Origin of the sequence: Streptomyces sirii, assembly GCF_045690365.1 — a bacterium.
In the GTDB taxonomy this organism is placed as follows: domain Bacteria; phylum Actinomycetota; class Actinomycetes; order Streptomycetales; family Streptomycetaceae; genus Streptomyces; species Streptomyces sirii.
Genome location: NZ_CP147982.1, coordinates 3,968,013 through 3,992,263 on the forward strand (window position 1 = coordinate 3,968,013; position 24,251 = coordinate 3,992,263).

The 24,251-nt window shown below is 71.8% G+C and carries 20 protein-coding genes; 11 read left to right on the top strand and 9 right to left on the bottom strand.

Features of this window, described 5'->3' with window-relative positions:
• Positions 1-62: 62 nt before the first annotated feature.
• Positions 63-2,780 carry a penicillin acylase family protein gene (locus tag WAB15_RS17670; protein ID WP_399146695.1) on the bottom strand — a complete coding sequence of 906 codons (2,718 nt, stop codon included), beginning with the start codon at positions 2,778-2,780 and terminating at the stop codon, positions 63-65.
• Between the two features lie 239 nt (positions 2,781-3,019).
• Here WAB15_RS17670 and WAB15_RS17675 point away from each other — a divergent pair, with 239 nt between their 5' ends.
• The 5 genes from WAB15_RS17675 to mscL all read left to right on the top strand — a co-directional run bounded on the left by WAB15_RS17675 (position 3,020) and on the right by mscL (position 9,246).
• On the top strand, positions 3,020-4,501 hold the full coding sequence (locus tag WAB15_RS17675; protein WP_399146694.1) for a potassium/proton antiporter: 1,482 nt from the start codon (positions 3,020-3,022) through the stop codon (positions 4,499-4,501).
• Positions 4,502-4,828: 327 nt separating this feature from the next.
• Positions 4,829-6,121, top strand: coding sequence for an MFS transporter (locus tag WAB15_RS17680; protein ID WP_399146693.1), 1,293 nt, complete (start codon positions 4,829-4,831; stop codon positions 6,119-6,121).
• Positions 6,122-6,233: 112 nt separating this feature from the next.
• On the top strand, positions 6,234-6,566 hold the full coding sequence (locus WAB15_RS17685; RefSeq protein ID WP_407286843.1) for an FmdB family zinc ribbon protein: 333 nt from the start codon (positions 6,234-6,236) through the stop codon (positions 6,564-6,566).
• A 132-nt stretch (positions 6,567-6,698) separates the two neighbouring features.
• The gene (locus WAB15_RS17690) at positions 6,699-7,532 is read left to right on the top strand and encodes an S-methyl-5'-thioadenosine phosphorylase (protein WP_407286844.1); all 834 of its coding nucleotides are present in this window, start codon (positions 6,699-6,701) and stop codon (positions 7,530-7,532) included.
• A 1,204-nt stretch (positions 7,533-8,736) separates the two neighbouring features.
• Positions 8,737-9,246, top strand: coding sequence for a large conductance mechanosensitive channel protein MscL (gene mscL, locus WAB15_RS17695; RefSeq protein ID WP_399146690.1), 510 nt, complete (start codon positions 8,737-8,739; stop codon positions 9,244-9,246).
• Positions 9,247-9,286: 40 nt separating this feature from the next.
• Here the strand turns inward: mscL and WAB15_RS17700 are convergent, their stop codons facing one another.
• The 4 genes from WAB15_RS17700 to WAB15_RS17715 all read right to left on the bottom strand — a co-directional run bounded on the left by WAB15_RS17700 (position 9,287) and on the right by WAB15_RS17715 (position 11,147).
• A complete protein-coding gene (locus WAB15_RS17700) occupies positions 9,287-9,553 on the bottom strand; it encodes a hypothetical protein (protein WP_407286845.1) in 267 nt (88 codons plus the stop codon).
• 171 nt (positions 9,554-9,724) lie between these two features.
• Complete coding sequence (locus WAB15_RS17705) at positions 9,725-10,201, bottom strand: GNAT family N-acetyltransferase (protein ID WP_399146688.1); 477 nt, start codon at positions 10,199-10,201, stop codon at positions 9,725-9,727.
• Positions 10,202-10,240: 39 nt separating this feature from the next.
• Positions 10,241-10,420 carry a hypothetical protein gene (locus WAB15_RS17710; RefSeq protein WP_407286846.1) on the bottom strand — a complete coding sequence of 60 codons (180 nt, stop codon included), beginning with the start codon at positions 10,418-10,420 and terminating at the stop codon, positions 10,241-10,243.
• A gap of 181 nt (positions 10,421-10,601) precedes the next feature.
• Entirely contained in the window at positions 10,602-11,147 is a 546-nt protein-coding gene (locus WAB15_RS17715) for an AMP-binding protein (RefSeq protein WP_407286847.1), read from the bottom strand.
• A 314-nt stretch (positions 11,148-11,461) separates the two neighbouring features.
• On the opposite strand from WAB15_RS17715, the gene WAB15_RS17720 reads away from it, so the two are divergent.
• On the top strand, positions 11,462-12,859 hold the full coding sequence (locus tag WAB15_RS17720; protein WP_407286848.1) for an MFS transporter: 1,398 nt from the start codon (positions 11,462-11,464) through the stop codon (positions 12,857-12,859).
• Between the two features lie 23 nt (positions 12,860-12,882).
• Here the strand turns inward: WAB15_RS17720 and WAB15_RS17725 are convergent, their stop codons facing one another.
• Positions 12,883-14,406: a rhodanese-like domain-containing protein gene (locus WAB15_RS17725; RefSeq protein ID WP_407286849.1), complete on the bottom strand. Its 1,524-nt coding sequence runs from the start codon at positions 14,404-14,406 to the stop codon at positions 12,883-12,885.
• 290 nt (positions 14,407-14,696) lie between these two features.
• On the opposite strand from WAB15_RS17725, the gene WAB15_RS17730 reads away from it, so the two are divergent.
• From WAB15_RS17730 to WAB15_RS17740, 3 genes are all read left to right on the top strand, one after another.
• Positions 14,697-15,548, top strand: coding sequence for a GntR family transcriptional regulator (locus WAB15_RS17730; protein WP_393487655.1), 852 nt, complete (start codon positions 14,697-14,699; stop codon positions 15,546-15,548).
• A 1-nt stretch (position 15,549) separates the two neighbouring features.
• Positions 15,550-16,458 (top strand): sulfite exporter TauE/SafE family protein, encoded by a 909-nt coding sequence (locus WAB15_RS17735; protein WP_407286850.1) that lies wholly within the window; start codon positions 15,550-15,552, stop codon positions 16,456-16,458.
• Between the two features lie 94 nt (positions 16,459-16,552).
• Complete coding sequence (locus WAB15_RS17740) at positions 16,553-17,767, top strand: FAD-dependent oxidoreductase (RefSeq protein WP_399146682.1); 1,215 nt, start codon at positions 16,553-16,555, stop codon at positions 17,765-17,767.
• Positions 17,768-17,801: 34 nt separating this feature from the next.
• Here the strand turns inward: WAB15_RS17740 and WAB15_RS17745 are convergent, their stop codons facing one another.
• From WAB15_RS17745 to WAB15_RS17755, 3 genes are all read right to left on the bottom strand, one after another.
• Positions 17,802-18,884, bottom strand: coding sequence for a hypothetical protein (locus tag WAB15_RS17745; protein ID WP_407286851.1), 1,083 nt, complete (start codon positions 18,882-18,884; stop codon positions 17,802-17,804).
• Positions 18,881-19,942, bottom strand: coding sequence for a MerR family transcriptional regulator (locus tag WAB15_RS17750; RefSeq protein WP_407286852.1), 1,062 nt, complete (start codon positions 19,940-19,942; stop codon positions 18,881-18,883). The genes WAB15_RS17745 and WAB15_RS17750 overlap by 4 nt, the downstream gene beginning before the upstream one ends.
• A 144-nt stretch (positions 19,943-20,086) precedes the next feature.
• The gene (locus tag WAB15_RS17755; protein ID WP_399146679.1) at positions 20,087-21,430 is read right to left on the bottom strand and encodes an amidohydrolase; all 1,344 of its coding nucleotides are present in this window, start codon (positions 21,428-21,430) and stop codon (positions 20,087-20,089) included.
• A 203-nt stretch (positions 21,431-21,633) separates the two neighbouring features.
• Here WAB15_RS17755 and WAB15_RS17760 point away from each other — a divergent pair, with 203 nt between their 5' ends.
• Together WAB15_RS17760 and WAB15_RS17765 are read left to right on the top strand one after the other, a co-directional pair.
• Positions 21,634-22,665: a methyltransferase gene (locus WAB15_RS17760; protein ID WP_407286853.1), complete on the top strand. Its 1,032-nt coding sequence runs from the start codon at positions 21,634-21,636 to the stop codon at positions 22,663-22,665.
• Positions 22,666-22,759: 94 nt separating this feature from the next.
• On the top strand, positions 22,760-23,926 hold the full coding sequence (locus WAB15_RS17765; RefSeq protein ID WP_407286854.1) for a low temperature requirement protein A: 1,167 nt from the start codon (positions 22,760-22,762) through the stop codon (positions 23,924-23,926).
• Positions 23,927-24,251 lie beyond the last annotated feature (325 nt).

The following is a 24,251-nucleotide window of genomic DNA, read 5'->3' on the forward strand; positions in this document are numbered from 1 at the left end:
GATCTTCCGGCCCGCCCGTCGGTGTCGGAGGACGGCGGTGCCCCAGTGGGGCGGCGTCTGCCCTAGGGGGACAGCGTCAGGGTGTCCTTCCCCGCCTTCTTGACCGCCTCCTCGGTGAACGCCCAGGGCAGCAGCTCGCCCTTGGCCCACTTGTCCGTCTGGTCGTAGTAGTGGGTGTCGTAGGCGTGCCCGGAGGCACCGGTGAGGTTGATCCAGCGGGACTTGTCGAGGTCGGCGAGGTTGACCACCATGCGCATCGACGGGACCCAGGTGACCTTGTAGCCGCCGGCGGCGTTCCAGCCGGTGGCGTCGACCGCGGCCTCACCGCCGCCGAGGTTCCACGGGCCGCGGTTGAACAGGCCCTGGAGCATGCCCGGCCCGTCCGTACCCAGGGTCTGGTTGTTCAGGAACAGCTGGTGCAGCCGGCCCCAGCTCCAGTTGTCGATGTTCTTGCCCAGCTTGGAGGTCAGCTCGTAGCGCGCGTCGGTCATGGCGTGCGCGAGGAGCTGGTCGCGGTTCTTGTCGCCGGGTCGGCCGGGCCGGTCCTCGGTCTTCCACCAGGCGTTGTCGGGGTCGTCGAGGATGTTGCGGACGACCTCGTACCAGCGGTCGCCGCCGTCGGGCTGGGCGGTGTCGCCGTCCCGCTCACCGCACTCGCGGACGTAGGTGTCGTTCTCGTCGGCGGGGCCGGTCTCGTCGGCCGGGCGGACGTTGAGGCACTGGCCCTGGACCCGCAGCTCCTTGGGCATCTTGTTGCCGAAGGCGAGCTTGAGGGTGTTGCGCCAGACGGCGTTGAAGTAGGCGGCCGCGGCGGAGTCGGGCTCCTGGGTGAAGTCCCAGCCCTCCAGCAGCTGCTGGGCGTCGCGGACGTAGGCGTCCTTGATGTCGATCTTCGTCAGGTAGGGCGTCAGCAGCCGGGCGATCTCGCTGCTGTTGTCCTTCTGGAAGGTCTGCATGTCGTCGGTGGAGACCTTGCCGCCGTCCTTGATCTTCGACTGGATCAGGTCGTTGATCCGCTGACTGCGGGAGCCGTAGCCCCAGTCCTTGGTGATCAGGAAGGGGTACTTCTCGTCGACGACGGCCTGGTTGGCGGTGACGATGTAGCCGCGCTGCGGGTTGTACTCGTACGGCAGGGACTTCTGCGGGATGTAGCTCTTCCACTGGTAGGCGGGGTCCCAGCCGGGCGCCGGGAAGGTGCCGTCGAAGTGCCCGTCGCCCTTGCCGCGGACCGGGATCCGGCCGGGCGCCTGGTAGCCGATGTTGCCCTTGGTGTCGGCGTAGATCAGGTTCTGGGAGGGGACCTCGAAGTGCTCGGCGGCCTTGCGGAAGCCGCTCCAGTCCTTGGCGCGGCCGAGCTCGAAGACGGCGTCCATGGAGTTGCCGGGGTCCAGGGCGGTCCAGCGCAGCGAGACGGCGTAGCCGTCGCCGCGGTCCGGTGCGGCGTTGCCCACGGGGGCGTCCTTGCCCACGTTGCCGAGCTCGTCGTCGCGGTCGGAGACGATCGGCCCGTTGTTGGTGGAGCGGACGGTGATCTGGCGGCTCTCACCGCCGGCGACCTTGATGGTCTCCTTGCGGGTGGTGAAGGACCGCTGCCGGTTGGCGTAGAGGTACCCGTCGGCGTTGATCTTCTCCAGGTACAGATCGGTGACGTCCGCGCCGAGGTTGGTCATGCCCCAGGAGATGTTCTGGTTGTGACCGATGACGACGCCGGGCATCCCGGAGAAGGTGAAACCGGAGACGTCGTAGTTGCACTTGGGGCCGGTGCTACGGCAGTGCAGGCCCATCTGGTACCAGAGCGAGGGCATCTGCGGCGCCAGGTGCGGATCGTTGGCGAGCAGCGGCTTGCCGGTGGTGGTGTGCGCGCCGGAGACGACCCAGGAGTTGGAGCCGATGCCGTTGCCGTTGGGGCCGAGCAGCGCCGGGATCTCGTCGAGGGTCTTGGACAGCGAGGACAGCTGGGTCTGCAGACCGCCGACGGCGGTGCCGGCGGGGGCGGAGTTGGCCGAGCGCTTGGGCGTGAACTGCTTGGTGGCCGGGTCGACCGTGCCGCCGTCGACGATCGGCTGGTTCCGCTTGTACGGGTACGCCGGGTAGAGCTGGGCGATCTGCTCCGGGGTGAAGCGGCTGGTCATCAGGGAGCGGTCGATCTCCTCCTGCATGTTGCCGCGCAGGTCCCAGGCCATCGCCTTGAGCCAGGCCACCGAGTCGACCGGCGTCCACTTGCCGGGCTTGTAGTCGTTCTCGAAGTCCAGCGCCGCGTACTCCAGGGACAGCGCCGACCCCTCGTGGTCCTTGAGGTAGGAGTTGACGCCGTCGGAGTAGGCCTGGAGGTACTTCTTGGTGCTGGGGGACAGCTTGGTGTCGTACTCCTTCTGCGCCACGTGGTGCCAGCCGAGGGTGCGCAGGAAGGAGTCGGTCTTGACCTGGCTCTTGCCGAACATCTCCGACAGCCGGCCCGCGGTCATATGGCGCCGGACGTCCATCTCCCAGAAGCGGTCCTGGGCCTGGACGTATCCCTGGGCGCGGAAGAGGTCCTCGTCGGTGTCGGCGTAGATCTGCGGGATGCCGTTGGCGTCGCGCACCACGTCCACCGGGTTTGTCAGGCCCGGGAGTTTGAGCGAGCCGGTGGTCTGCGGGATGGAGGCGCGTACGGTGCTGACCCCCCAGAACGCGCCGAAACCGATGCCCGCCACGAGCAGCAGCACGACAGTGATCGCGACGAGACGGCCGCGCCGCCCCTTTTTCTTCCTGGGGACTGGGCCGGACTTGTTGGCGGGCATCTCGGTCCTTCGAGGGGCAGGGTGGGAGTGCTGGAGCAACCATAGGCGCACGGGTTCGGCGACCCCTACGCGGAGTCACCACCAGCACATCCGACTTTCAAGCAATGGTAAATTGTTAGTCTCAGTAACTAGATACGGTAAGGAAAGCTACCCAACGGCCCACCGCCCGAACCTGTGCGAGGAAGGACCAGCTCCTGACTGTCGAACACCTCAACGAACTCCTGCTGATCTGCTCACTCGTGCTGCTCATCGCCGTCGTCGCAGTACGGGTTTCCTCGCGCAGCGGGCTCCCCAGCCTGCTCATCTACCTGGGGATAGGCATCGCCATGGGGCAGGACGGCATCGGCGGCGTCGCCTTCGACGGCGCCGAGCTGACCCAGATCCTCGGCTATGCCGCGCTGGTCGTGATCCTCGCCGAGGGCGGCCTGGGCACGAAGTGGAAAGAGATCAAACCGGCACTGCCCCAGGCGGCGGCGCTCTCGACGATCGGCGTCGCGGTGAGCGTGGGGGTCACCGCGGCCGGAGCGCACTATCTGGCCGGAATCGACTGGCACCAGGCGCTGCTGATCGGCGCCGTGGTCTCCTCGACCGACGCCGCAGCGGTCTTCTCCGTCCTGCGCAACGTGCCGCTCCCGTCCCGCCTGACGGGTGTCCTGGAAGCCGAATCCGGCTTCAACGACGCCCCGGTGGTCATCCTCGTCGTCGCCTTCTCCACAGTGGGGCCGGTCGAGGAGTGGTACGTCCTGCTCGGCACGATCGCCCTGGAACTGGCGATCGGCGCCGCCGTCGGACTGACCATCGGCTGGCTCGGTGCATACGGAATGCGCCATGTGGCACTGCCCGCCTCCGGCCTCTACCCGATCGCCGTCATGGCCATCGCGGTGTCGGCGTACGCGGCCGGCGCACTGGCGCACGGCTCCGGCTTCCTCGCCGTCTATCTGGCCGCGGTGATACTCGGCAACGCCAAACTGCCGCACGCACCGGCCACCCGCGGCTTCGCCGAGGGCCTCGGCTGGATCGGCCAGATCGGCATGTTCGTGCTGCTGGGCCTGCTGGTCACGCCGCACAAGCTGATCGACGACTTCGTGCCCGCGCTGGTCATCGGGCTGATCCTGACGATCGTGGCCCGACCGGCGTCGGTGTTCACCGCGCTGCTGCCGTTCCGGGTGCCCTGGCGGGAGAAGACCCTGCTGTCCTGGGCCGGGCTGCGCGGCGCGGTCCCCATCGTGCTGGCCACCATTCCGATGGTGAGCGATGTGCCCGGCAGCGAGCGGGTCTTCAACATCGTCTTCGTACTGGTCGTGGTCTACACCCTCGTCCAGGGGCCGACGCTGCCGTGGCTGGCCCGGCGGCTGAAGCTGGGCAACGGCAAGGAGGCCGCCGACCTGGGCATCGAGTCGGCTCCCCTGGAGCGGCTGCGCGGCCATCTGCTGTCGACGTCCATCGGCCCGACGTCCCGTATGCACGGCGTCGAGGTCGGCGAGCTGCGGATGCCCGCGGGTGCCGCGGTCACCCTCGTCGTCCGGGAGGACTCCAGCTTCGTGCCCTCGCCGACCACGGTGCTGCGGCGCGGCGACGAGCTGCTGGTGGTGGCCACGGATCAGGTGCGCGACGCGGCCGAGCAGCGGCTGCAGGCGGTCTCCCAGGGCGGCAAGCTCGCCGGCTGGCTGGGGACGGGCGGCGCCCCGGGGCGGCACCACCGCGAGCAGGGGCCGCACTGACCGCGGGCCCTGGCCTCGCGGCGCGGCCGCCCCGGAAATGTGCTGCAGATCTCCACGGAACCCAAGGAAATCTGCGTGAAGCCCTGGTTAATCCCAGGGCTTCACGCGCTTGGGCCTGTAGTATGAAAAGGAACAATGACGAACCAACTCTGCCTGACGCAGAGCTGGCGCGACCGCTCGGCGGCCGCGGTCCCCTGCCACACGCAGCCACCTCTCGGGGTGCGGACCATGCGGTATCACTCGGTCCTGCGCGAGAGGACAGCTCTCGGCGCGTACCTGTGACGACCTCGCGGGTGGCGCGCTACCAGGCGGCAGAAAGGCCCGGCCGTGGCATCCGCGGTCAAGGACTCCCGTCCCGGTTACGGACAACTGCTCCGCACCCCAGGTGCATGGACATTCCTGCTGCCCGGCTTTCTGGCCCGGCAGCCCTTCGCGATGCTGACCATCGGCATCGTGCTGCTCGTCGAGTCCACCACCGGCTCGTACGGCACCGCGGGCACGGTGTCGGCCGCCACCGGTGTCTCGATGGCGCTCTTCGCCCCGCAGGGCGGCAAGCTCGCCGACCGCTTCGGCCAGCGCGCGGTGCTGATCCCCGGCGTCCTGGTCCATGTCGCCGGCGTCACGGCCCTGATCACCCTGGCCCTCGCCCACGCCCCCCTGTGGGCACTGCTCGCCGTGGCCGTCCCCACGGGCGCCTCGACCCCGCAGGTCGGCCCGATGGTGCGGGCCCGCTGGGCCTCCCGGCTCGGCGGCAGCCCGTTGATGCCGACGGCCGCCGCCTTCGAGTCGGTGACCGACGAGTTCACCTTCGTGGTCGGCCCCGTCCTGGCGACCGCGCTGTGCACGGGCATCCACCCGGCGGCCGGCCTGATCGCCGAGGCCGCGCTGACGCTGGCCGGCGGGCTGCTGTTCGCCTCGCAGCGGCGCAGCCAGCCGCCGGTGCACCGGGCCGGGGCCGGCGACCGGCCGCGCGTCTCGGCACTGTCGGTGCCCGGCGTCCGCGTCCTGATCGTGGCGTTCCTCGGCATCGGCGCCGTCTTCGGCGGTATGCAGGTCTCGCTGACCGCGTTCACCCAGGACATCGGGCAGCCCGGCATCAACGGCGTGCTCTACGGGATCTTCGCCGGTGGCAACATGCTCGCCGGTATCGCCTGCGGCGCGATCGCCTGGAAGGTCGGCCCGCGGCGCCGGCTGCTGGTCGCCTACGGCCTGCTGGCGCTGGCCACCACTCCCCTGTGGGCGGTGACCGCCGTGCCGCTGCTGGGCGCCGTCGGCCTGGTCGTCGGCCTGTGCATCGCCCCGGCCCTGATCACCGGCTACACGCTCGTCGAGTCGCTGGTGCCGGCCGCCGCCCGTACCGAGGCCTTCACCTGGCTGACCGGCGCGGTCGCGCTGGGCCAGGCGGCCGCGGCCACCTCCGCCGGCCAGCTGGCGGACGGCTTCGGCCCGAGCACCGGCTTCCTGGTGCCGCTGGCGGGCACGGCGCTGGCCCTGGTGGTGCTGGTCGCACTCCGCGCCCACCTGCGGCCGCGCTCCTCGACCGTGGTCGCCTCCCAGGGCGACGCCACCGTCTCCCCCGCTGCCGCCGACGACCGGGAGCGGGAGCTGACGAGCGCCTGAACGGACGTGGAGTCGGTCACCGTATCCCCGTCACGGTGGACTGACGGGCCGGAATACTGCAAGATGGAGCGTCGTTAGCACTCATCGAGTGAGAGTGCCAGGAGGAAGTCAAGTGCCGACCTACCAGTACCAGTGCACCGAGTGCGGCGAGGGCCTCGAGGCGGTGCAGAAGTTCACCGACGACGCGCTCACGGAGTGCCCCAGCTGCAACGGACGCCTCAAGAAGGTGTTCTCCGCGGTCGGCATCGTCTTCAAGGGCTCCGGCTTCTACCGCAACGACAGCCGCGGTTCGTCGTCCAGCAGCAGCCCCGCGAAGAGCTCCTCCTCGTCGAGCGGCACGTCCTCCTCGGACTCCGCCGGCTCCTCGTCGAGCAGCTCCGACTCCGCGTCCTCCACCCCGGCCGCGGCCTCCAGCAGCACGTCGAGCACCAGCTCCGCGGCCTGACCGCACCCCGCACTTCTTCGGACCCCGCCGTCTTCTTGGACGGCGGGGTCCGGTCGTTCCGGTGCCCGCCGGAGGCGGCGGGATCGCTGAACGCGGGGCCGGCCGGCACCGGGTCCCGATAGTGTGACCCGCATGGCTGACGCGGAGATAGGTGTCATCGGCGGCTCGGGGTTCTACTCCTTCCTCGACGACGTGACCGAGATCACGGTGGACACCCCCTACGGTCCCCCCAGCGACTCACTGTTCCTGGGCGAGATCGCCGGCCGCCAGGTCGCCTTCCTGCCCCGGCACGGCCGCGGCCACCACCTCCCGCCGCACCGCATCAACTACCGCGCCAACCTGTGGGCGCTGCGCTCCGTCGGCGTACGGCAGGTCCTCGGCCCGTGCGCGGTCGGCGGTCTGCGCCCCGAGTACGGCCCCGGCACGCTGCTCGTCCCCGACCAGCTCGTCGACCGCACCAAAGCGCGCCCGCAGACCTACTTCGACGGCCACCCGCTGCCGGACGGCAGCGTCCCCAACGTCGTCCACCTCACCTTCGCCGACCCGTACTGCCCCACCGGGCGTCAGGCCGCTCTCACGGCCGCCGGCGGCCGCGACTGGGAGCCGGTCGACGGCGGCACGCTCGTCGTCATCGAGGGTCCGCGCTTCTCCACCCGCGCCGAATCGCGCTGGCACGCCGCCCAGGGCTGGTCGGTGGTCGGCATGACCGGCCACCCCGAAGCGGTCCTGGCCCGCGAACTGAGCCTGTGCTACACCTCGTTGTCCCTGGTCACCGACCTGGACGCGGGCACCGAGACCGGCGATGGCGTCTCCCACGAAGAGGTGCTGGCCGTCTTCTCCCAGAACGTCGGCCGACTGCGCGAGGTGCTCTTCGACGCGGTCGCCGCACTGCCCGACAACACCGCCAGGGACTGCCTGTGCGTCGACGCCCACGCGGGCTGGGAGCTGGGCATCGAGCTGCCGTGAGGCGGCGACGGGGTGCACGTCGTGACGGGTGCACGTCGCGACGGGGTGTCCCTGGCGACGTGGTGACGTGAGCCTGGTGCCAGGCGCCTCTCCCGGGTGGCCGGGTTATCCACAAAGGCGGGGTCGTCCACAGACCGGAGCGGGCGGGGGCGAACTGCGGCACGGTGAGACGTAGCCCAAGGCAAACCCCTCCTCACAGGCGGTCCTCCATGCCCAGCACCTTCGCCGACCCGACGCCGCAGACCCTCCGCTGCGCCCCTCAGCCCGACCCCCCGCTGCCCACACCGCCGCGCCGCGAAGTGGCGCAGTTCGCGCCGGTGCGGGCCACGCCCGCTCGTCATCGGTTACGAAGGTTCACGCGACAGCGCCGTGCAGCCCTGGCGGGAGCCGCCATGACCGCGGCCGCACTGATCGTTTCCGTGCAGACAGACGCCGACGACGCAAGCACGCGGTGCTCAGCGCACATCGCCACACACAAAGATCGATTTACGCGACCCGACGGACGTCCGCACGGACCCATAGCCCGGAAATGAGAAGTGCGTCACCAATCGAAAGTCTTCGCCTCGGCGCACGTCTGATCGCCAAAGCGCTCATGACAGCGGCGATATTTCAGAGAACTTTCAACGAACTTCCGTGGGCGACGGCCATATTCGTCCACTTCTCCCCGGCTCTTCCCGTCTCTCTTTCCCCCTCACCCGCGGACTTCCTTGAGCTTGTCACCACCCGCCTCAAGTCGGTCGCACACACGAGACGATCACCGCCTCCTTAAACCCCGCCTTGTCGTCAGAGAATCACTTATTGACGACGACGAGCCGCCCGACACCGTGGGCGCCCGCCCGGGGAGGGAGCAGCCTCCGGACGGGGACGGCGCGGGGACAGCCGGCCCGGCGGGCAGCGACTTTCCAACCCCTGCGGAGCAAGCATTTCCCCTTCCCCTCTTCTTCCGACCTGACCTGGCAGCAAGTCGGAACTCAAATGTCCATACGTGACTATGAAACGGAAAGGCAGGCATTCGACCACGCACCCACGCTCCACTCGCCTCACCACACCGAACCATGAAGCAAAGCGGAGATCGCCCATATCTCGACCAGCACCAAAAGGGAGCCTTATGGAAAAGCATCTCACATGACCCGAGTTGCGCAGCCTGAGCAGGTCCGGGATCATCCTTCGAGGCGCATCGGCCAGACAAGAAGGGTCCTCATAGGTGAGCACGGAGAAGAGAAGCGTCCTCGCAGGCTTCCGGGAATTCCTGATGCGAGGCAACGTCGTCGAACTCGCGGTCGCGGTCGTCGTCGGTGCGGCGTTCACCAACATCGTCAACGCGGTGGTGAAGGGCGTCATCAGCCCCATCGTGGGCGCCCTCGGCTCGCAGAACCTGGACCACTACCAGTCCTGCTTGACCGAGACGTGCGCCAAGGACCCCAAGACGGGCGCGTTCACCGACGGCATCTACATCCTCTGGGGCTCGGTGCTGAGCGCCGCGCTGACGTTCCTGATCACCGCAGCGGTCGTCTACTTCCTCATGATCCTTCCGATGAACAAGTGGAAGGAACGCCAGGACGCCAAGAAGCCGGTCGATGACACCCCGGTGTCCCAGACCGAGGTCGAGCTGCTCGCCGAGATCCGCGATGCGCTGATCGCCCAGCGCGGCGGCTCGCCCACCCTGCCGCCCTCCGCCTCGGGGACCATCGGCTCCCAGAAGACCCACGAGTAGCAGGCGCCAGAGGCCGGCACATGCCGCCCCCTCGCCTCGCTCAGAGGTGGTGGGGCGGCTTTTCGTCGAGGAAGCGGGCGAGATCGGCGGCGCTGTCACCGCCGGCCGGGCGCTCGCCCCAGCCGCGATCGGTGTCGTCGGAGGACTGCTGGCTCAGCGGGTCGTCGAAGATCAGCCTCGCGGCGGGCTTGCGGGTCGGGCGCGGTACCGGCGCAGCGGCCGGAGCCTGGACGCCGCTGCCGTCGCCATCGGTAGCGGCGGCGGCCTCGGGCCCGGGGGTCTGCTCGGATTCGGGGGTGGTGCTCACGTCTCCAGGGTACGGGCGGGCCGGGCACTGCCGCCGTTCAGCACGCACGTACGCCGGCCGGCGAGCGTGAGCCGGACGGCCACGCAGCCGGTCGGCCGCCCAGCCACTCGGTCAGTCGGCCAGTGAGCCGGTCGGCCAGCCACTCGGCCGGTCGGCCGGTCGGTGAGACAGTCAGTCGGTCAAGGAGAGCTCCCCGACGACCTGGTCGCCGCTCAGCTCTCCGGTCCGCACGAAGCCGAGTCGCCGGTAGAACCGTTCCGGGCCGTGCTCCCCCGGGACCCAGGTCACCGTCGCCCGGCTCTGCCCGCGCCCGCGGATTTCCTCGCACACGGACTCCACGGCGAACCGGCCGTAGCCCCGGCCCTGTTGATCGGCGGCGATGTTCAGGCGCCAGATTCCCGAGCGCAGCCTGTCCCGCGGGTTCTCCGGGTCGAAGCGGACGAGAAAGAAGCCCATGACGAAGCCCACGAGCTGTGCGCCGTCGAAGATCAACCGGGGCCAGGCGATCTCGGGCTGCGCATACGCCTCGGCCAGCGACCGCGCCACCGGCGCCACCAGCCCCTCCTGGTCCGGCCGCACCGCCAGCCGGCATGCGGCCTCGACGTTGTCCGGCGTGACCTTCTCCAGGCGTAGCGATGAGGACGTCATGCCGGGAAGCTACCGGCCGCTCGCCGAAGACTCGACTGGTTAATCGGCGCCCGCGGCGGACCGGCCCTGGCTGCCCTTGTCATGGGTGGGTACGGGGTGCGGGCGCTGCCCGTCATGGGGCCGGGTCGGCGGGCTCTGGGAGGCGTGTTTGCGTCTGCGGGGGCGATTGCGGTCGATGCCGGGCAGGGGATGGCGCGCGTAGGCCTGGTCGTGGGGCATGGGTGATCACCCTTCCGTTGGCCGTGGCACAGGTCCGGTGGGTGTGGCACAGGCCTGTCGGCTGTGGCACACAGGTCCCACGCTAGGCAGCGAGGGAGCCGACTGCCTGTTTTCGCGGCCTTATCGGGTGAGTGCCCCTAAGGGTGTCGGGTGTCCGCGGAAGTCAGGACGGCCGTGGCCGTCAGCGGCTCTTCACCGCCCCCTCCAGCGCCTCGTGCCACCACATGTCGCGGCCGGGCTTCCAGGACACCGGACGCGAGCAGCGGTTCACCACCAGCACCGTGCGATCGGACGCGCCCCCCGCGGCCGCGCCTCGCGCCAGTGCATGGTCGAGCAGAGCCTTCACCGGTCGTACGGCCCCGTCCCAGAACGCCGCGTCCGCCGTGATCACCACTCGGGCGTCCGACTCCCGGGTGCGCGCGACCAGTTCGGGCACGGTCAGCGAGACCGGCAGCGTGGTACGTATCGCATCCAGCCGGCCGCAGGCGAGGGTGGCGATCACCGACTCCGGGACCAGCGGCAGATGGACCGCGACCCGGTCGCCGGCCCGCACCCCGAGCCGGGCCAGCGCGGCAGCGGCCCGGGCGGCCTGGTCGAGAAGCATGCCGTGCGTCAGTTCCTCCAGACGCCCCGGCTCCCCACTCCAGGTGAGGGCGACCCGCGACGCGTCCGGCTCTTGAACTTCGCGGGCGTCTTCTACATGCTCTGAGATCACACGGCGCAACATGCGGATCAGCATGTAGATCACCGATCAACGATCGCTGAACGTCCGCTGTACGGGGCCGGCGCCCGCCCCTTCCCGCACCACGGCGGTGACACCCTTACGGGCTCTTCCCCCAGAGGGACTTCCCCTACGGGACTGCCTCCTCAGGCTCCTGCCGCCTACGGTCCCCCGCCCTGCCGCCTACGGCTACTGCTGCCCACGGCTCTCGCCGCGTACGGGTCCTTCCCCCTTCTGGTGCACCCCATCCCTCCTCTCCCCTGCCGTTTTCCGCCAACCCCTGAGCATCCGTGCCCGAGGGGCTCGTGAGAGGTGCCCTCATGTCCGTCACACCGGAATCCGTACCGCCCCCGCGTCCGCGCTCGCGCCCGCCCGCGCACTCGCCCTCGTCTGTGCGCTCCCGGGCCCGTTGGGCGCTGGCCGCCGTCGCCACCGGCGCCTTCTGTGTGCAGTTGGACTCCTTCGCGCTGAACCCGGCGCTCCCGGTCATCCGCACCGAACTGGACGGTTCCCGGACCGCCCTGCCCTGGGTGGTCGGCGGCTATCTGCTCACCGCCGGCTCCCTGATGCCGGTCGCCGGCCGGCTGGCCGACCTGTGGGGGCGCCGCCGGATGCTGGCCCTGGGGCTGGCGCTGTTCGCCGCCGCGGCCGCGCTGTGCGCGCTCGCGCCGTCGATGCCGCTCCTGGTGGCGGCGCGGTTGCTCCAGGGTGCGGGCGGCGCGCTGATCATGCCCGCCGGTCTGGCCCTGCTCACCAACGCCTGCCCACCGGGGCGCGGGCAACGGGCGATCGGCCGGGCGCTGGGCCTGGCCGGACTGGCCACCGTCTGCGGCCCGTTCGTCGGCGGCGCGCTGGCCCGGTTCGTGTCCTGGCGGGCCGTCTTCTGGCTGACGGTGCCGCTGGCCGTGGCGGCCGCCGCCTGCGCCCTCCGGACGGCCGAATCACGTGCCCCGGATGCGGGAAAGCACCCCCTCGACCTCACGGGAGCGGTCGCCGCCACCGGCGCGCTGGTCTGCCTGGCTCGTTGGCTGGAACACCCCGAGGCCTGGCACCGGGCGGCCGCCGCGCTGGTGCTCGGCGCGCTGTTCGTACGGGCCGAGCGCCGCTCCCCCGGCCCACTGGTGGACCCGGCGCTGTTCCGCAACCGCCCGTATGTGGCCCTGACCGTGGCCGGTGCGGCCGCCAACTCCGCGACCGTGGCCCTGTTGTACGTGGTCCCACTGCTGCTCCAACAGGAACGGGGGTGGTCCGCCCTGGACGCGGGGGCGGCCTTCCTGGCTCCGGCGGTCGCCCTGGCCGCCGGTGGCCCGCTGGCCGGCCGGGTGCGGCCGGTACGGGCCGTGCCGGCGATGGCGGTCTGCCTGACCACCGCCGCGGCCGCGCTGTGCGCCGTCGGGCCCGGTACGGGCACGCGCGCCCTGGTGGCGGCCTCGACGGCCGCCGCGGCGGCGCTGGGCGTGGCCGGCGGGCCGGCCCTCACCGGCACCCAGGCGGTCGTACGCCGCGAGCGCGCGGGCGAGGCCTCCGGAGTGACCAAGGCCGTGATGACGGCCACGGCGGGAGTGGGGCTGGCCCTTGTCGGTGGCGGCGGAGCGGGGAGTGACGCCCGTCCGTCCCTGGCCCTGCCCGCTGCCGCCTGCCTCGCCGTCGCCGCCGTGGCCATCGTGCTGGTACGCGTGCGGTTACGCGCACTTCGCCGGGAGGGCCGCCAAGGGTGAACGAACGCATTCGGCGCGGGCGTTCACCGCCTCGCCGCGCCCGCCGCCTCGTATCCGCCCACCACATCGCACACGTCCCCGAACCCGTGCGCCTCCAGCAGCGCCGCCGCGATCACCGACCGGTTCCCGCTGCGGCAGTAGAGGACGACCGGGCGCGACGGGTCCAGTTCGGCGATGCGGTCGGTGAGGCTGGCCAACGGGATGCTGCGGGCACCGGGGAGGGCGCCCACCGCGTACTCGGTCGGATTGCGGACGTCGACCAGCTGGGCGTGCGCCCCCCGGTTGTCGACCAGCTGGGCGTGCGCCACCTGGTCGTCGGCCGCCTCCGTGTCGACGGCTCCCTCACCACCCAAGCCGGCTGCCTCCGGCGGCAGTTCCTCGGGACGGATGCGATGGCTGTGCCGGACCAGCGCGGGCGCGCGGTCCAATGCGGCGGCGGGGTCGGGCAGATGGCCGAGCACGCGGTCATAGCCGATGCGGGCCAGGCGCAGGCGGGCCTCCTGCTCCTTGCCGGGGTCGGCGAGCAGCACGATCGGGGTGCCCGGGGCCACCACGCTGCCGGCGTACTCCGCGAACCGGGTGTCCAGGCTCGTATGCAGCGATCCGGCCAGATGCGCGCGGGTGTACACGGCCAGCGGGCGGCAGTCGAGGAGGGCGGCGCCCTGCTGGTCGCGGGCCGCGAGCGCCTCCTCCAGAGTGAGGGCGGGCAGCGGGACGGCCTCCAGGAGGGGGTGACCGTCCCGGTTGAGGGCCGCATCGTGCGCGAAGTAGCCGGGGGTGGCGGGCTGCCCCGCGGTGACCAGTCGGACGAAGGCGTCCTGCGGCATGGGCTGCACGGCGTAGTTGAGGCGGCGCTGGTCGCCGATGGTGGAGCTGGTCTCGGTGGACAGGCTCCGGCCGCAGGCCGAGCCGGCGCCATGTGCGGGGAAGACCCGGGTCGCGTCCGGGAGAACCATGAGTTTGGTGTGCAGGGAGTGATGCAGGCGCAGGGCCATGTCCTCCGGGGAGTGGCCGGCCGCGGAGAGCAGATCGGGGCGGCCGACATCGCCGACGAAGAGGGTGTCGCCGGTGAGCACCCCGAACGGCACGTCGTCGTCGGGGTTTTCGTGGACGACCAGGCAGATGGACTCCATGGTGTGGCCGGGGGTGGCGAGGACGGTGAGGGTGACCCCTCCAAAGCCCCCTACAGAGCCCTCCTCAGCGGCCCCTTCACCGGCTCCTTCGGTGTTCCCCTCGCCTTCTCGCGCCCCCAGCCGGATGCGCTCACCGTCTCGTAACCGCCTTATGGGGAAGCCGGTTTCGGCGGCCTCGCCGAAGGCGATGGTGGCGCCGGTGGCCCGTGCGATCTCCAGGTGGCCGGAGAGGAAGTCGGCGTGAATGTGGGTCTCGATGACGAGTTCGATGCGCAGGCCGGCGGCTTCCGCGTCGCGCAGGTAGTCGTCGATGTCGCGGCGCGGGTCGACGAGGACGGCGCGTCCGGTGGTGCGGTCACCGATCAGGTACGACGCCTGGGAGAGGCAGTCGAGGTAGTACTGGGCGAAATGCACGGTCGGCCTCCAGGGGGGCGGGCGGACGCCGGGCGCGTGGGCGGGGTCCGCTTGAGCGTGGTGCGGGTGGAGTGCGTTGTGCGGATGCACGGATGTACGTACATTAAGGAGCCTGGTCGGCGGGCGACAAGCGGGGGGTGGACTCTCACGCCATCCACCGCATCCCTCGCATCAGCCCGCAGTCCGCATCAGCTTGACGTCGCCTCAGCCCGATGCGGCGTCAGCTGACGAGACGTGTGAGACACCACCGACCACCAGCGCACCCACCCGTACGCTCCGGAGGAGCCACCATGACGACCGAGCCGCCGCCGGACGGCGCCGCCCCCGGCGGGCACGGACCGCGCCCCCTGGACCGGCGCTCACCGCTCCCTCTCTGGGCGCAGCTCTTCGACGATCTGCGCCGCCGGATGGCAGCCGGTGCGTTCACCGACGAGTTCCCGGCCGAGCACCGGCTCACCGGCGAGTACGCGGTGAGCCGGCACACCGTCCGCGAGGCGCTGCGCAAACTGCGCGCCGACGGCCTGGTGATCGCCGAACGCGGCCGCGCCAGCCGGCTGGACACCCGCCGCATACAGCAGCCGCTGGGCTCGCTCTACAGCCTCTTCCGCGAGCTGGAGGGGCAGGGCGTCGAGCAGCGCAGCGAGGTGCTGCGGCTGGAGCGGACCGCGGACGGGACGATCGCGGGCCATCTGGGGCTGGTCCCGGACGCGCCGCTGGTCGTACTGGAGCGGCTGCGGCTCGCGGACGGCGAACCGCTCGCCCACGACACCGCCTATCTGCCCGCCGAGATCGCCGAGCCGCTGCTGGAGGCCGACTTCGGGCACACCTCGCTCTACGGTGAGCTGTCGCGGCGCTGCTCGGTGAAGGTCACCGGCGGCCGGGAGCGGATCCAGCCGTTCCTGCCGGACGTCCGGCAGGCGTGGCTGCTGGGGCTGGCCGACCGGGAGGCGGCCTTCGCCATCGAGCGGCTGGGCCGGGCCGGGGAGCGGCCGGTGGAGTGGCGGGAGACGGTGGTCCGCGGCGACCGGTTCACCTTCGTCGCGGAGTGGTCGGACGACAGCCGGAACGTCGCCCTCGCGCCGCGCGCCGCCGCCCCGTCCCCGGACGGGTATCCGTCCTCGGCCTCCTGTCCGTCCGCGTAGCGTGTCTGTCCTTTTAGCCGTCGCGGCGCTGCCGTGCGGGCTGCTGATAGGGCTGCTGCTGGGGGCGCTGGGCGGTGGCGGTTCGGTGCTGGCGGTGCCCGCGCTGGTGTATCTGCTGGGGCAGTCACCGCACGAGGCGACCGCGGGCGCGCTGATCGTCGTCACGGTCGGCGCGGTGACCGGACTCGTCTGCCACGCCCGTGCCCGCCGGGTCCACTGGGCGGCCGGCACCGCCTTGGGCGTACTGGGTACGGCCGGCAGCTACCTCGGCTCCCGTTGGAGCGCGGCGCTGCCACCCGGCGTCCTGATGGCGGCGTTCGCGGCGCTGATGCTCGTGGTGGCGGCGATGCTGGCGCGACGGGGGCTGCGCGAGCGGCGCACGACCGACACCCCGACGGAAAGCGCGACGGGAGACGTGACGGGAGCCCCGGCGGCGACCACTCCCTTACGGGACCCCGTACGGGACGACCTCATAGCGGAGCCCGTACGGGTACCGGAGCCCGTACGGGACCATCCCGCCCCGGACCCCGTACGGGTCCCCGTGAAGGTCTCCCGTGTCGCCGCCACCGCATCCGCGATAGGGCTGCTCACCGGCTTCTTCGGAGTCGGTGGAGGCTTTGTGGTCGTCCCCGCGCTCACCCTGGTCCTGGGCCTGGAGATGCCGGTGGCCATCGGCACCTCGCTCCTCGTCGTCCTGATCAACTCCCTCACCGCGCTGGGCACTCGGGCCGGCACGATCGCCCTGGACTGGCCGCTGCTGGCCGGCTTCGCGGCCTGCGCGGCGCTCGGCAGCCATCTCGGCCCGCGGCTCACCGCCCGGCTGCGCCCGCAGACGCTGGCCACGGCCTTCGCGTGCCTCGTCACCGTCGTCGCCGTCGTCATGGCGGCCACCGCCGTACCCCGCCTCTGACCAACCGTCAAGAATCGACCGTCGAAGCCACCACCCCGGCACTCCGACCGGCATGCCGACCGGCATGTCCGAGCCGACCACCAGGAGGAACCGCATGTCGTCCCCCACCGCCGCCCAGGCCCACCACCGCGTTCTGATCGTCGGTGGCGGCACCGCGGGCATCACCGTCGCCGCCCGCTTACGCCGCGCCGGGCTCCGGGACATCGCCCTGCTGGAGCCCTCCGAGACGCACTGGTACCAGCCGCTGTGGACGCTGGTGGGCGGCGGTCAGGCCCCGCTGCGCGCCTCGCTGCGCACCGAGGCGGAGCTCATACCGCCCGGCGTGCGCTGGCTGCGCGAGCGTGCCACCGCCGTCGATCCGGCCGCCCGTACGGTCACCACCGGCTCCGGCCGGGTCCTGTCCTACGAGCGGCTGGTCCTGGCGCCCGGCCTGCGGCTCGACTGGGACGGCGTGCCCGGCCTGGCCGCGGCCCTCGGGCACGGCGGCGTGACCAGTAACTACCGACCTGATCTCGCCCCGCTCACCTGGGACATGATCCGCCGGACGCGCCGCGGCACCGCGCTGTTCACCATGCCGTCCGGGCCGGTGAAGTGCGGCGGCGCCCCGCAGAAGATCGCGTACCTGGCGGCCGACCACTGGCGCAAGCGCGGCGTACTGGGCGCGATCCGCACCATCCTGGTGCTCCCGGAACCCACCATGTTCAAGGTGCCGGTCTTCAATCGCGCGCTGGAGGAGACCGCCCGGCGGTACGGCATCGAGGTACGTCTGCGCTCCGAGATGACCGCTCTGGACGGCGCGGCACGCACGGCGGTGATCACCGATCACGCCACCGGCGAGGCCGAGACCGTCCACTACGACCTGCTGCACGCCGTACCGCCGCAGCGCGCCCCCGAGTGGCTGGCCAACGGCCCGCTCGCCGACCCCGACTCCCCCTACGGGTACGTCAAGGCCGACCGGCGGACCCTCCAACACCCCGACTTCCCCGAGGTGTTCGTGCTCGGCGATGTCGCCAACCTGCCCACCTCCAAGACGGGTGCGGCGATCCGCAAGCAGGCCCCGGTCGTCGTCGCCAACCTCCTTGCCGGTCTGCGCGGGCGCCCCGCCACCGCCCACTACGACGGCTACACCTCCTGCCCCCTGGTCACCGCCCGCCACAAGATGCTGCTCGCCGAGTTCGACTACGACCTGCGGCCGACCCCCTCCATCCCGTTCCTCGACACCACCCGCGAGCGCACCGACATGTGGTTCCTCAAGCGCTACGGCCTGCCGCAGCTGTACTTCAAGGGGATGCTGAAGGGGATCGCCTGAGGCGGACACTCCTAGCGCGGCCCCCTAGGGCGCCCTAGAACAGGTGAGGGTAGGAGCGGCGGTCCCGCACGCGGTCGTAGACGCCGCGCAGCCATGGCTTCCGGACGGCGGGAAGCCGTGCCAGCGTGTCGAGGAAGATCTCCCGGTCCGGCCACAGCGGCCGCCACGGACGCATCGGCGGTGGGTCGTCGCGGAGGACTCCGTCCGGCAGCCCGCCGGTCACCGGGACCGGCAGCCGTTCGCGGGGGAAGGCCAGGTGCGCCCATACCTCGGCGGGCAGCGGCACGGCCTGGACGGTGCCGGAGGGCTGCCACGGGTCCCCCGTCCGCGGGTGCCGCGGCACCAGGACGATGTCGGGGGCGGGGTCCGGGACGGGCAGGCCCGGTCCGGCCGGCGCCATGGTCTTCGCCGGCGCCCCAGCCGGCGCCGCCCCGCCCGGCAGCAGCGCGTCGAGAGCACGGCCGAACAGGTCCGAGAGGAGGCCGTCGGGGACGTCCACGGGTGTCCCCGACGAGGCCGCCAGCAGATGCGCCAGTCCCGCTCCGGCGGCCGCCTCCCACTGCGGGCTCCACTGCCCGGTCTGATCGACCGGCGGCGGGCCCTGCCGCTCCCGCGTCGGCGCCACCTCCCAGCCGACCGTACGAGCGGCCGGCTCGTCGGCGGGCAGGCCGCGTACCGCGTCCGGGGCGAACCACACCACCTGCCACAGCGAACAGTCGTCGATGCGGGTCGCCACGGCCCGGCCGCATCTCTCGCAGGCGAGGTTCGGGCCGTCGCCGCCGTCCAACCCGCAGCAGTAGCCGCTGCAACGATCCGGGATCAGGACGGTGCCGCGGGTGTCCCCGGGTGCGACGACGATCGCTCCCGGGATGCCGTAGGACAGGGCGTACACCGGCGCGAACACGCCGCGGGCGGCCGCCTCGTGCTCCCCGACCTCGCTCCACCGCCGCCACGGCGGCCCCCAAGGAGCCGGGTCCACGGCGTAGGTGCCCGACTCCATGAGCACCGGGAGCAGTACGCCGTTCCCCCATTCCTGGTGGGCGTGGACGGGGAGCGCGACCTGCGACACCGGGGCGCTCAACACGGCGTCGCAGCCCGCGCACACGAATACCGTCATTTCACCGCGGCCACGTCCGCGACGACGCAACCGACGTTGTCCGGTGCGCCGGCCTGGTGGGCGAGCCCGATCAGGTCCCGTACGGCCTGGTCGGGGTCGGTGGCCGCGGTCAGCACGTCCTGGAGGGCCTCGATCGGCACCACCCCGTACAGCCCGTCGGTGCACAGCAGGTACCGCTCACCGGGCCGCGCCTGAAGCAACTGCAGATCGGGGGCGAACTCCGGGCCCCCGTCGAGCGCCCGCAGCAGCTGTGCGCGCTGCGGATGCGACGGCGCCTCCTCGGGCGTGAGCCGTCCCTGGTCGACCAGGGACTGGACCAGGCTGTGGTCGTGGGTGATGCGGAAGAGGCCGGAGTCGCGCAGGACGTAGGCGCGGGAGTCGCCGATGTGCAGCAGGGCCAGCTGCGAGCCGGAGCGGAGCAGGGCGGTCAGGGTGCTGCCGGTCGCCTCGTCCGCCGACGGGGCGGCGCGGTTGGCGCGCTGGGCGGCCTCCTCCAGCGCGGTGAGCGGGTCCGTCGAGGTCGCTTCCGCGGCCTCCAGGGCCCTCAGCTCCGCTATCGCGGCGGCCGCCGCCGGGCCGCCGCTCGGGCCGAAGCCGTCGGCCACGGCGAGCAGCCGCGGTCCGGCGTAGGCGGCGTCCTGGTCGGTCGGGCGGACCAGCCCCCGGTCGGTGCGGGCGGCGTAGCGCAGGGTTATGGCGGGTGAAGTGGTCATGGCGATGTCCTTCCGCTGCAGCTGATCGACGAGGAAGGCGGCCAGTTCACGGCGCGCGGCGGTGTCGGCCTCGACCTGTGCCCAGTACGCGGCGACCGCCTCGGCCGCCGCGTCCCCGGGCAGTTCGCACACCTCGCGGACGCGGGCCAGCGGCATGCCGAGCCGGCGCAGCCAGGAGACCAGCCGGGCCCGCTCCAGCTGGGCCGGGGCGTAGTGGCGGTAGCCGTTGAACGGGTCCACGTGCGCCGGGCGCAGCAGACCGAGCTCGTCGTAGAGGCGCAGTGCCTTCGGCGAGAGCCGGGAGGCGCGTGCGAACGCTCCGATGGTCAGCAGTTCGGCGGCCATGCGGCGTGCTCCTCCCGGGTCCCGGCCGGCGGTCCGGCCGACTGTCCGTCAGCCGAAAAGCCCGTCCGGCCGTTCGCCTTCTTCCTCGTACCGGGCGCTCGGGGCCCGGCACCGCCGATGCTGGGGCTTTCCCCTGGGACAAGGTCAACCAGCCGATACGGCCCCCGGGGCGAACTGGTTCAGTGCCGCCGCGGTCAGCGCTTCGACGCCCATGGTGAGGGTCGGCCGGACCACCGGTACGAAGTGCGGTGAGTGGTTGGAGGGGATGTCCTGGGCCAGCCGCCCGGTCGCCAAAGCCGTCCGGAACTCCTCGGGGTCCCAGCCGCCCAGCCACCAGTAGTAGAGGGGCGCCTCGGCGGCGGTCGCCAGGAGTCCGGCGTCCTCGCTGCCGGTCGCCGGTTCGTAGGCGAACAGCCGCTGCTCGCCGAAGAGCCGGGTGAACTCCGCGTTGACGCCGCGCAGGGTCGCCGCGTCGTTGACGGTGACGGGGAAGGAGTCCAGCAGTTCGGTCTCGGGAGCGCGGTCCGCGCCGGAGGCGGCGGCCTCGGCGCGGGCGATGCGGTCGATGGCGGCCAGTACGGCGGTGCGCACGGTCTCGTCGAAGGTGCGGACGCTGAGCCGTACGACGGCCCGGTCGGGGATGACGTTGGCGGTGTCCCCGGCCTGGAAGGAGCCGACGGTGACCACCACCCGGTCCTTGGGTGCGACCTCGCGGGCCACCACGGACTGCACCCGCTGGACGAAGGACGCCGCCATCAGGATCGGGTCGACGGTGGTCTCGGGGCGTGAGCCGTGGCCGCCGGTGCCGTGGAAGGTGATCTCCAGACTGTCGGCGGCGGCCATGCAGGCGCCGGGGCAGTACGCGATCAGCCCGGCGCCGAACGGGGCGACGTGCTGGGCCAGCACCACGTCGGGGGTGGGCACCAGGCCCTTGCTGTACAGCCCGGCGTCGACCATGGCGCGGGCGCCGCTGCCGACCTCCTCGGCGGGCTGGAAGAGCGCGATCAGCGTGCCGGACCAGTGCTCCCGGCCGGCCGCGAGCAGGTCCGCGGCGCCCAGCAGACAGGTGACGTGTACGTCGTGGCCGCAGGCGTGCATCACGCCGGGGACCGTGGAGGCGTAGTCCAGGCCGGAGTTCTCGGTGACCGGCAGCGCGTCCATGTCGGCACGGAGCAGGACCACCGGACCGGGGCCGTTGCGCAGTACCCCGACGACGCCCGTCCGGGCGATGCCGGTGGTGACCTCGTAGCCGTGCTCGGCCAGCCGGCGGGCGGCCTCGGCGGCGGTACGGGTCTCCTGGAAGCCGAGTTCGGGGTGGCGGTGGAGGTCTTCGTAGAGGGCGACGAGGTCCGTGAGGCGGTCGTCGAGCGGGGCGAGGACGGCGGCGGGCGCGGTCGCCCGTCCGGTCGTCGGCCTCGCTCCGGTCGTGGCGGTCTCTGCGGCCGTGGCGGTCTCTCCGGTCTTTCCGTACGTGTCGCTGTCGCTCATACACGCATTCGACCATGAAGCGTCACCCGCCATCGAAGCGCCCGCCCGCTGCCGGCCCACCCACCGGACACCCCGTCCACTGGCCGGACTTAGCGGTTGGTCACCCCACTCACCGTGACACCGCAGCCCCAGGCTGCAACCGTGGATCACCCAGCCTGCGACCGCCGCTCAGCAGGCCTCAAGTCGACGACCGGAGGCTGACGTTGGCCACTTCATCCCACCACCCGACCGGCGAGCCCCATGACATCTCGGCCCATCTGATGGAACACGCCATGGGCCACCTCTTCTCCGCGGCCTTGCGCACCGCCGCCCACCACCGCGTCGCCGACCACCTCGGCGAGGGCCCCCGCACCGTCGAGCAGCTCGCCGCCGCCACCGGCACCCACGCCCCGCATCTGCGCCGCGTACTGCGCTACCTCGCCACCCGCGGCATCTTCCGGGAGGACGCCGGCGGCGCCTTCCAGCTGACGCCGACCGCCGAGGCGCTGCGCACGAACGCCCCGCAGTCGCTGCACCCCGCCGTCATGATGATGACCGACGACATGTTCCTTCAGGCGTCGGCCGGTATGCCGGAGGCGGTGCAGCATGGCGGCGCCTCCTTCGAGCGGCTCTTCGGGGCGCCCTTCTTCGAGCATCTGCTGTCGGATCCGACCACCCGTGCGCTCTTCGACAGCGGGATGTCGTCCATCTCCGGTCCGGTGGACGAGGCCGTGGTGGCCGCGTACCCGTTCCCCGAGACCGGCACGGTCGTGGACGTCGGCGGGGGCCGCGGCGGCCTGCTGCGCGATGTGCTGCGCCGCCACCCGAAGCTGACGGGGGTGCTCTTCGACCAGGCGCCGCCGCTGGCCGACCATCTGCTGGACGGCGACGAGTTGAAGGGGCGCTGGCGCACCGAGGAGGGCGACTTCTTCCTCTCCGTGCCGTCCGGCGGCGATGTCTACATCCTCAAGCACATCCTTCACGACTGGTCCGACGACGCCTGCCGGCGCATCCTGCGCGCCTGCCACGCGGCCATGGCGACGGGCGGCAGGCTGCTGGTCGTCGACTCCGTCCTGCCGGCGGGCAACGGCCCGCACTTCGGCAAGACCCTGGACGTCGCGATGATGGCGATCCTCGACGCCCAGGAGCGCACCGCCGAGGAGTTCGCGACGCTGCTGGGCGCGAACGGCTTCCGGCTGACGCGGGTGCTGCCGACCGCGGCCTATCCGTCGATCGTGGAGGCCGTCGCCGAATGACGGCCGCCCCGCGACACACCCGCTCCCCTCATTGGCGGCACCCCCGACCCGCGCTCTACTGATCCCGCCGCCCCGGTCGACGAGAGGAGCTGACATGCCGGCCCTCATGCGTGCCCGCAGCCGCGAGGAGGCGCACCGCGCCGCCACCCCGCTGGAGCTCTTCTTCGACCTGTGCTTCGTCGTGGCCGTCGCGCAGGCCGGCGGCCAGCTGGCGCACGCGCTGGCCGAGGGCCATCCGGGGCATGGCATCACCGGCTATCTGATGCTCTTCTTCGCCGTCTGGTGGGCGTGGATGAACTTCAGCTGGTTCTCGTCGGCGTACGACAACGATGACGCGCTCTACCGCGTGGTGACGCTGGTCCAGATGGCGGGGGTGCTGGTACTGGCCGCCGGGGTGCCGCGGGCGTTCGATCACGGCGACTTCACCGTCGTCTGGTTCGGCTATCTGGTGATGCGGCTGGCCATGGTCGCCCAGTGGCTGCGGGCCGCCCACGGCAGCCGCGGCGCCGAGCGGCGCACCGCGCGGCGCTACGCCTTCGGAGTGACGGTGTGCCAGGTCGGTTGGCTGGGCCTGCTCGTCCTGCCCCAGGACGAGCTGCTCTGGGTGTTCGTGGTCGTGGGCCTGATGGAGCTGGCCGTCCCGGTGTGGGCCGAGCGCGAGCGGCAGACGGCCTGGCATCCGCATCACATCGCCGAGCGCTATGGCCTGTTCACCATCATCGTGCTCGGCGAGACCGTCGCGGCGGCCACCGTGGCCGTGCAGTCGGCGCTGGACGAGCACGGCGAGCTGAGCACGCTGCTGCCGATCGCGGGCGGCGGGCTGCTGGTGGTCTTCGCCGCGTACTGGATCTACTTCGCGGTGCCCATCCACCTCCATCTGCGCTCGAACACCCAGGCGTTTTTGTGGGGCTACGGCCACTACCTGGTCTTCGGCTCGGCGGCCGCGGTGGGCGCGGGCATCGAGATCGCGGTGGAGCAGGCGTTCGGCACGGCGCATCTGTCGGCGTTCGGGGCGGCCGCCTGCGTCACCGTGCCCGCCGCCCTGTACATGTTCACCGTGTGGCTGATCCACTCCCGCCACCAGAAGCGCGGCCCGGCCCAGCAGCTGGTGCTGCCGGTGTCGTCCGTGCTGGTCCTGGCGTGCACCTTCGCCGGGCAGTGGGCGGTGCCGGCGGCCGGTCTGGTGGCCTCCGCGACGGTCGCCGTGGGCGTCACCCTCACGGCACGTCAGGGAACCGCGCTGGAGGAGCCGCAGCCGTAAGCCGTCCGCTCGCACGGCCGGCCGTACTCCGCCGCGTCACCCGTCTCGACGAGCCGGCCGGCGCCGATCCGGGCGCCCCGCGGAAGCCGGCCCCGATGCTTCCCCCATAAGCGTGCCGAACGGCCGTACAGGCCGCGAGATCACCCTGATTCCGCATCAGATTCAGCCATCTTCAGCCATGGCCCGAAGAAGGCCTTCACCAGCACGGCCGCACCCGGCCGTTACCCCATTCCCCGTCAATTACCCACCAATGGACCTCACTTCCGGGGGAGTCGCCCTCTTGTTCCCCACCGCCCACGATGGCCTCCGGAGGCGCGCCGACACA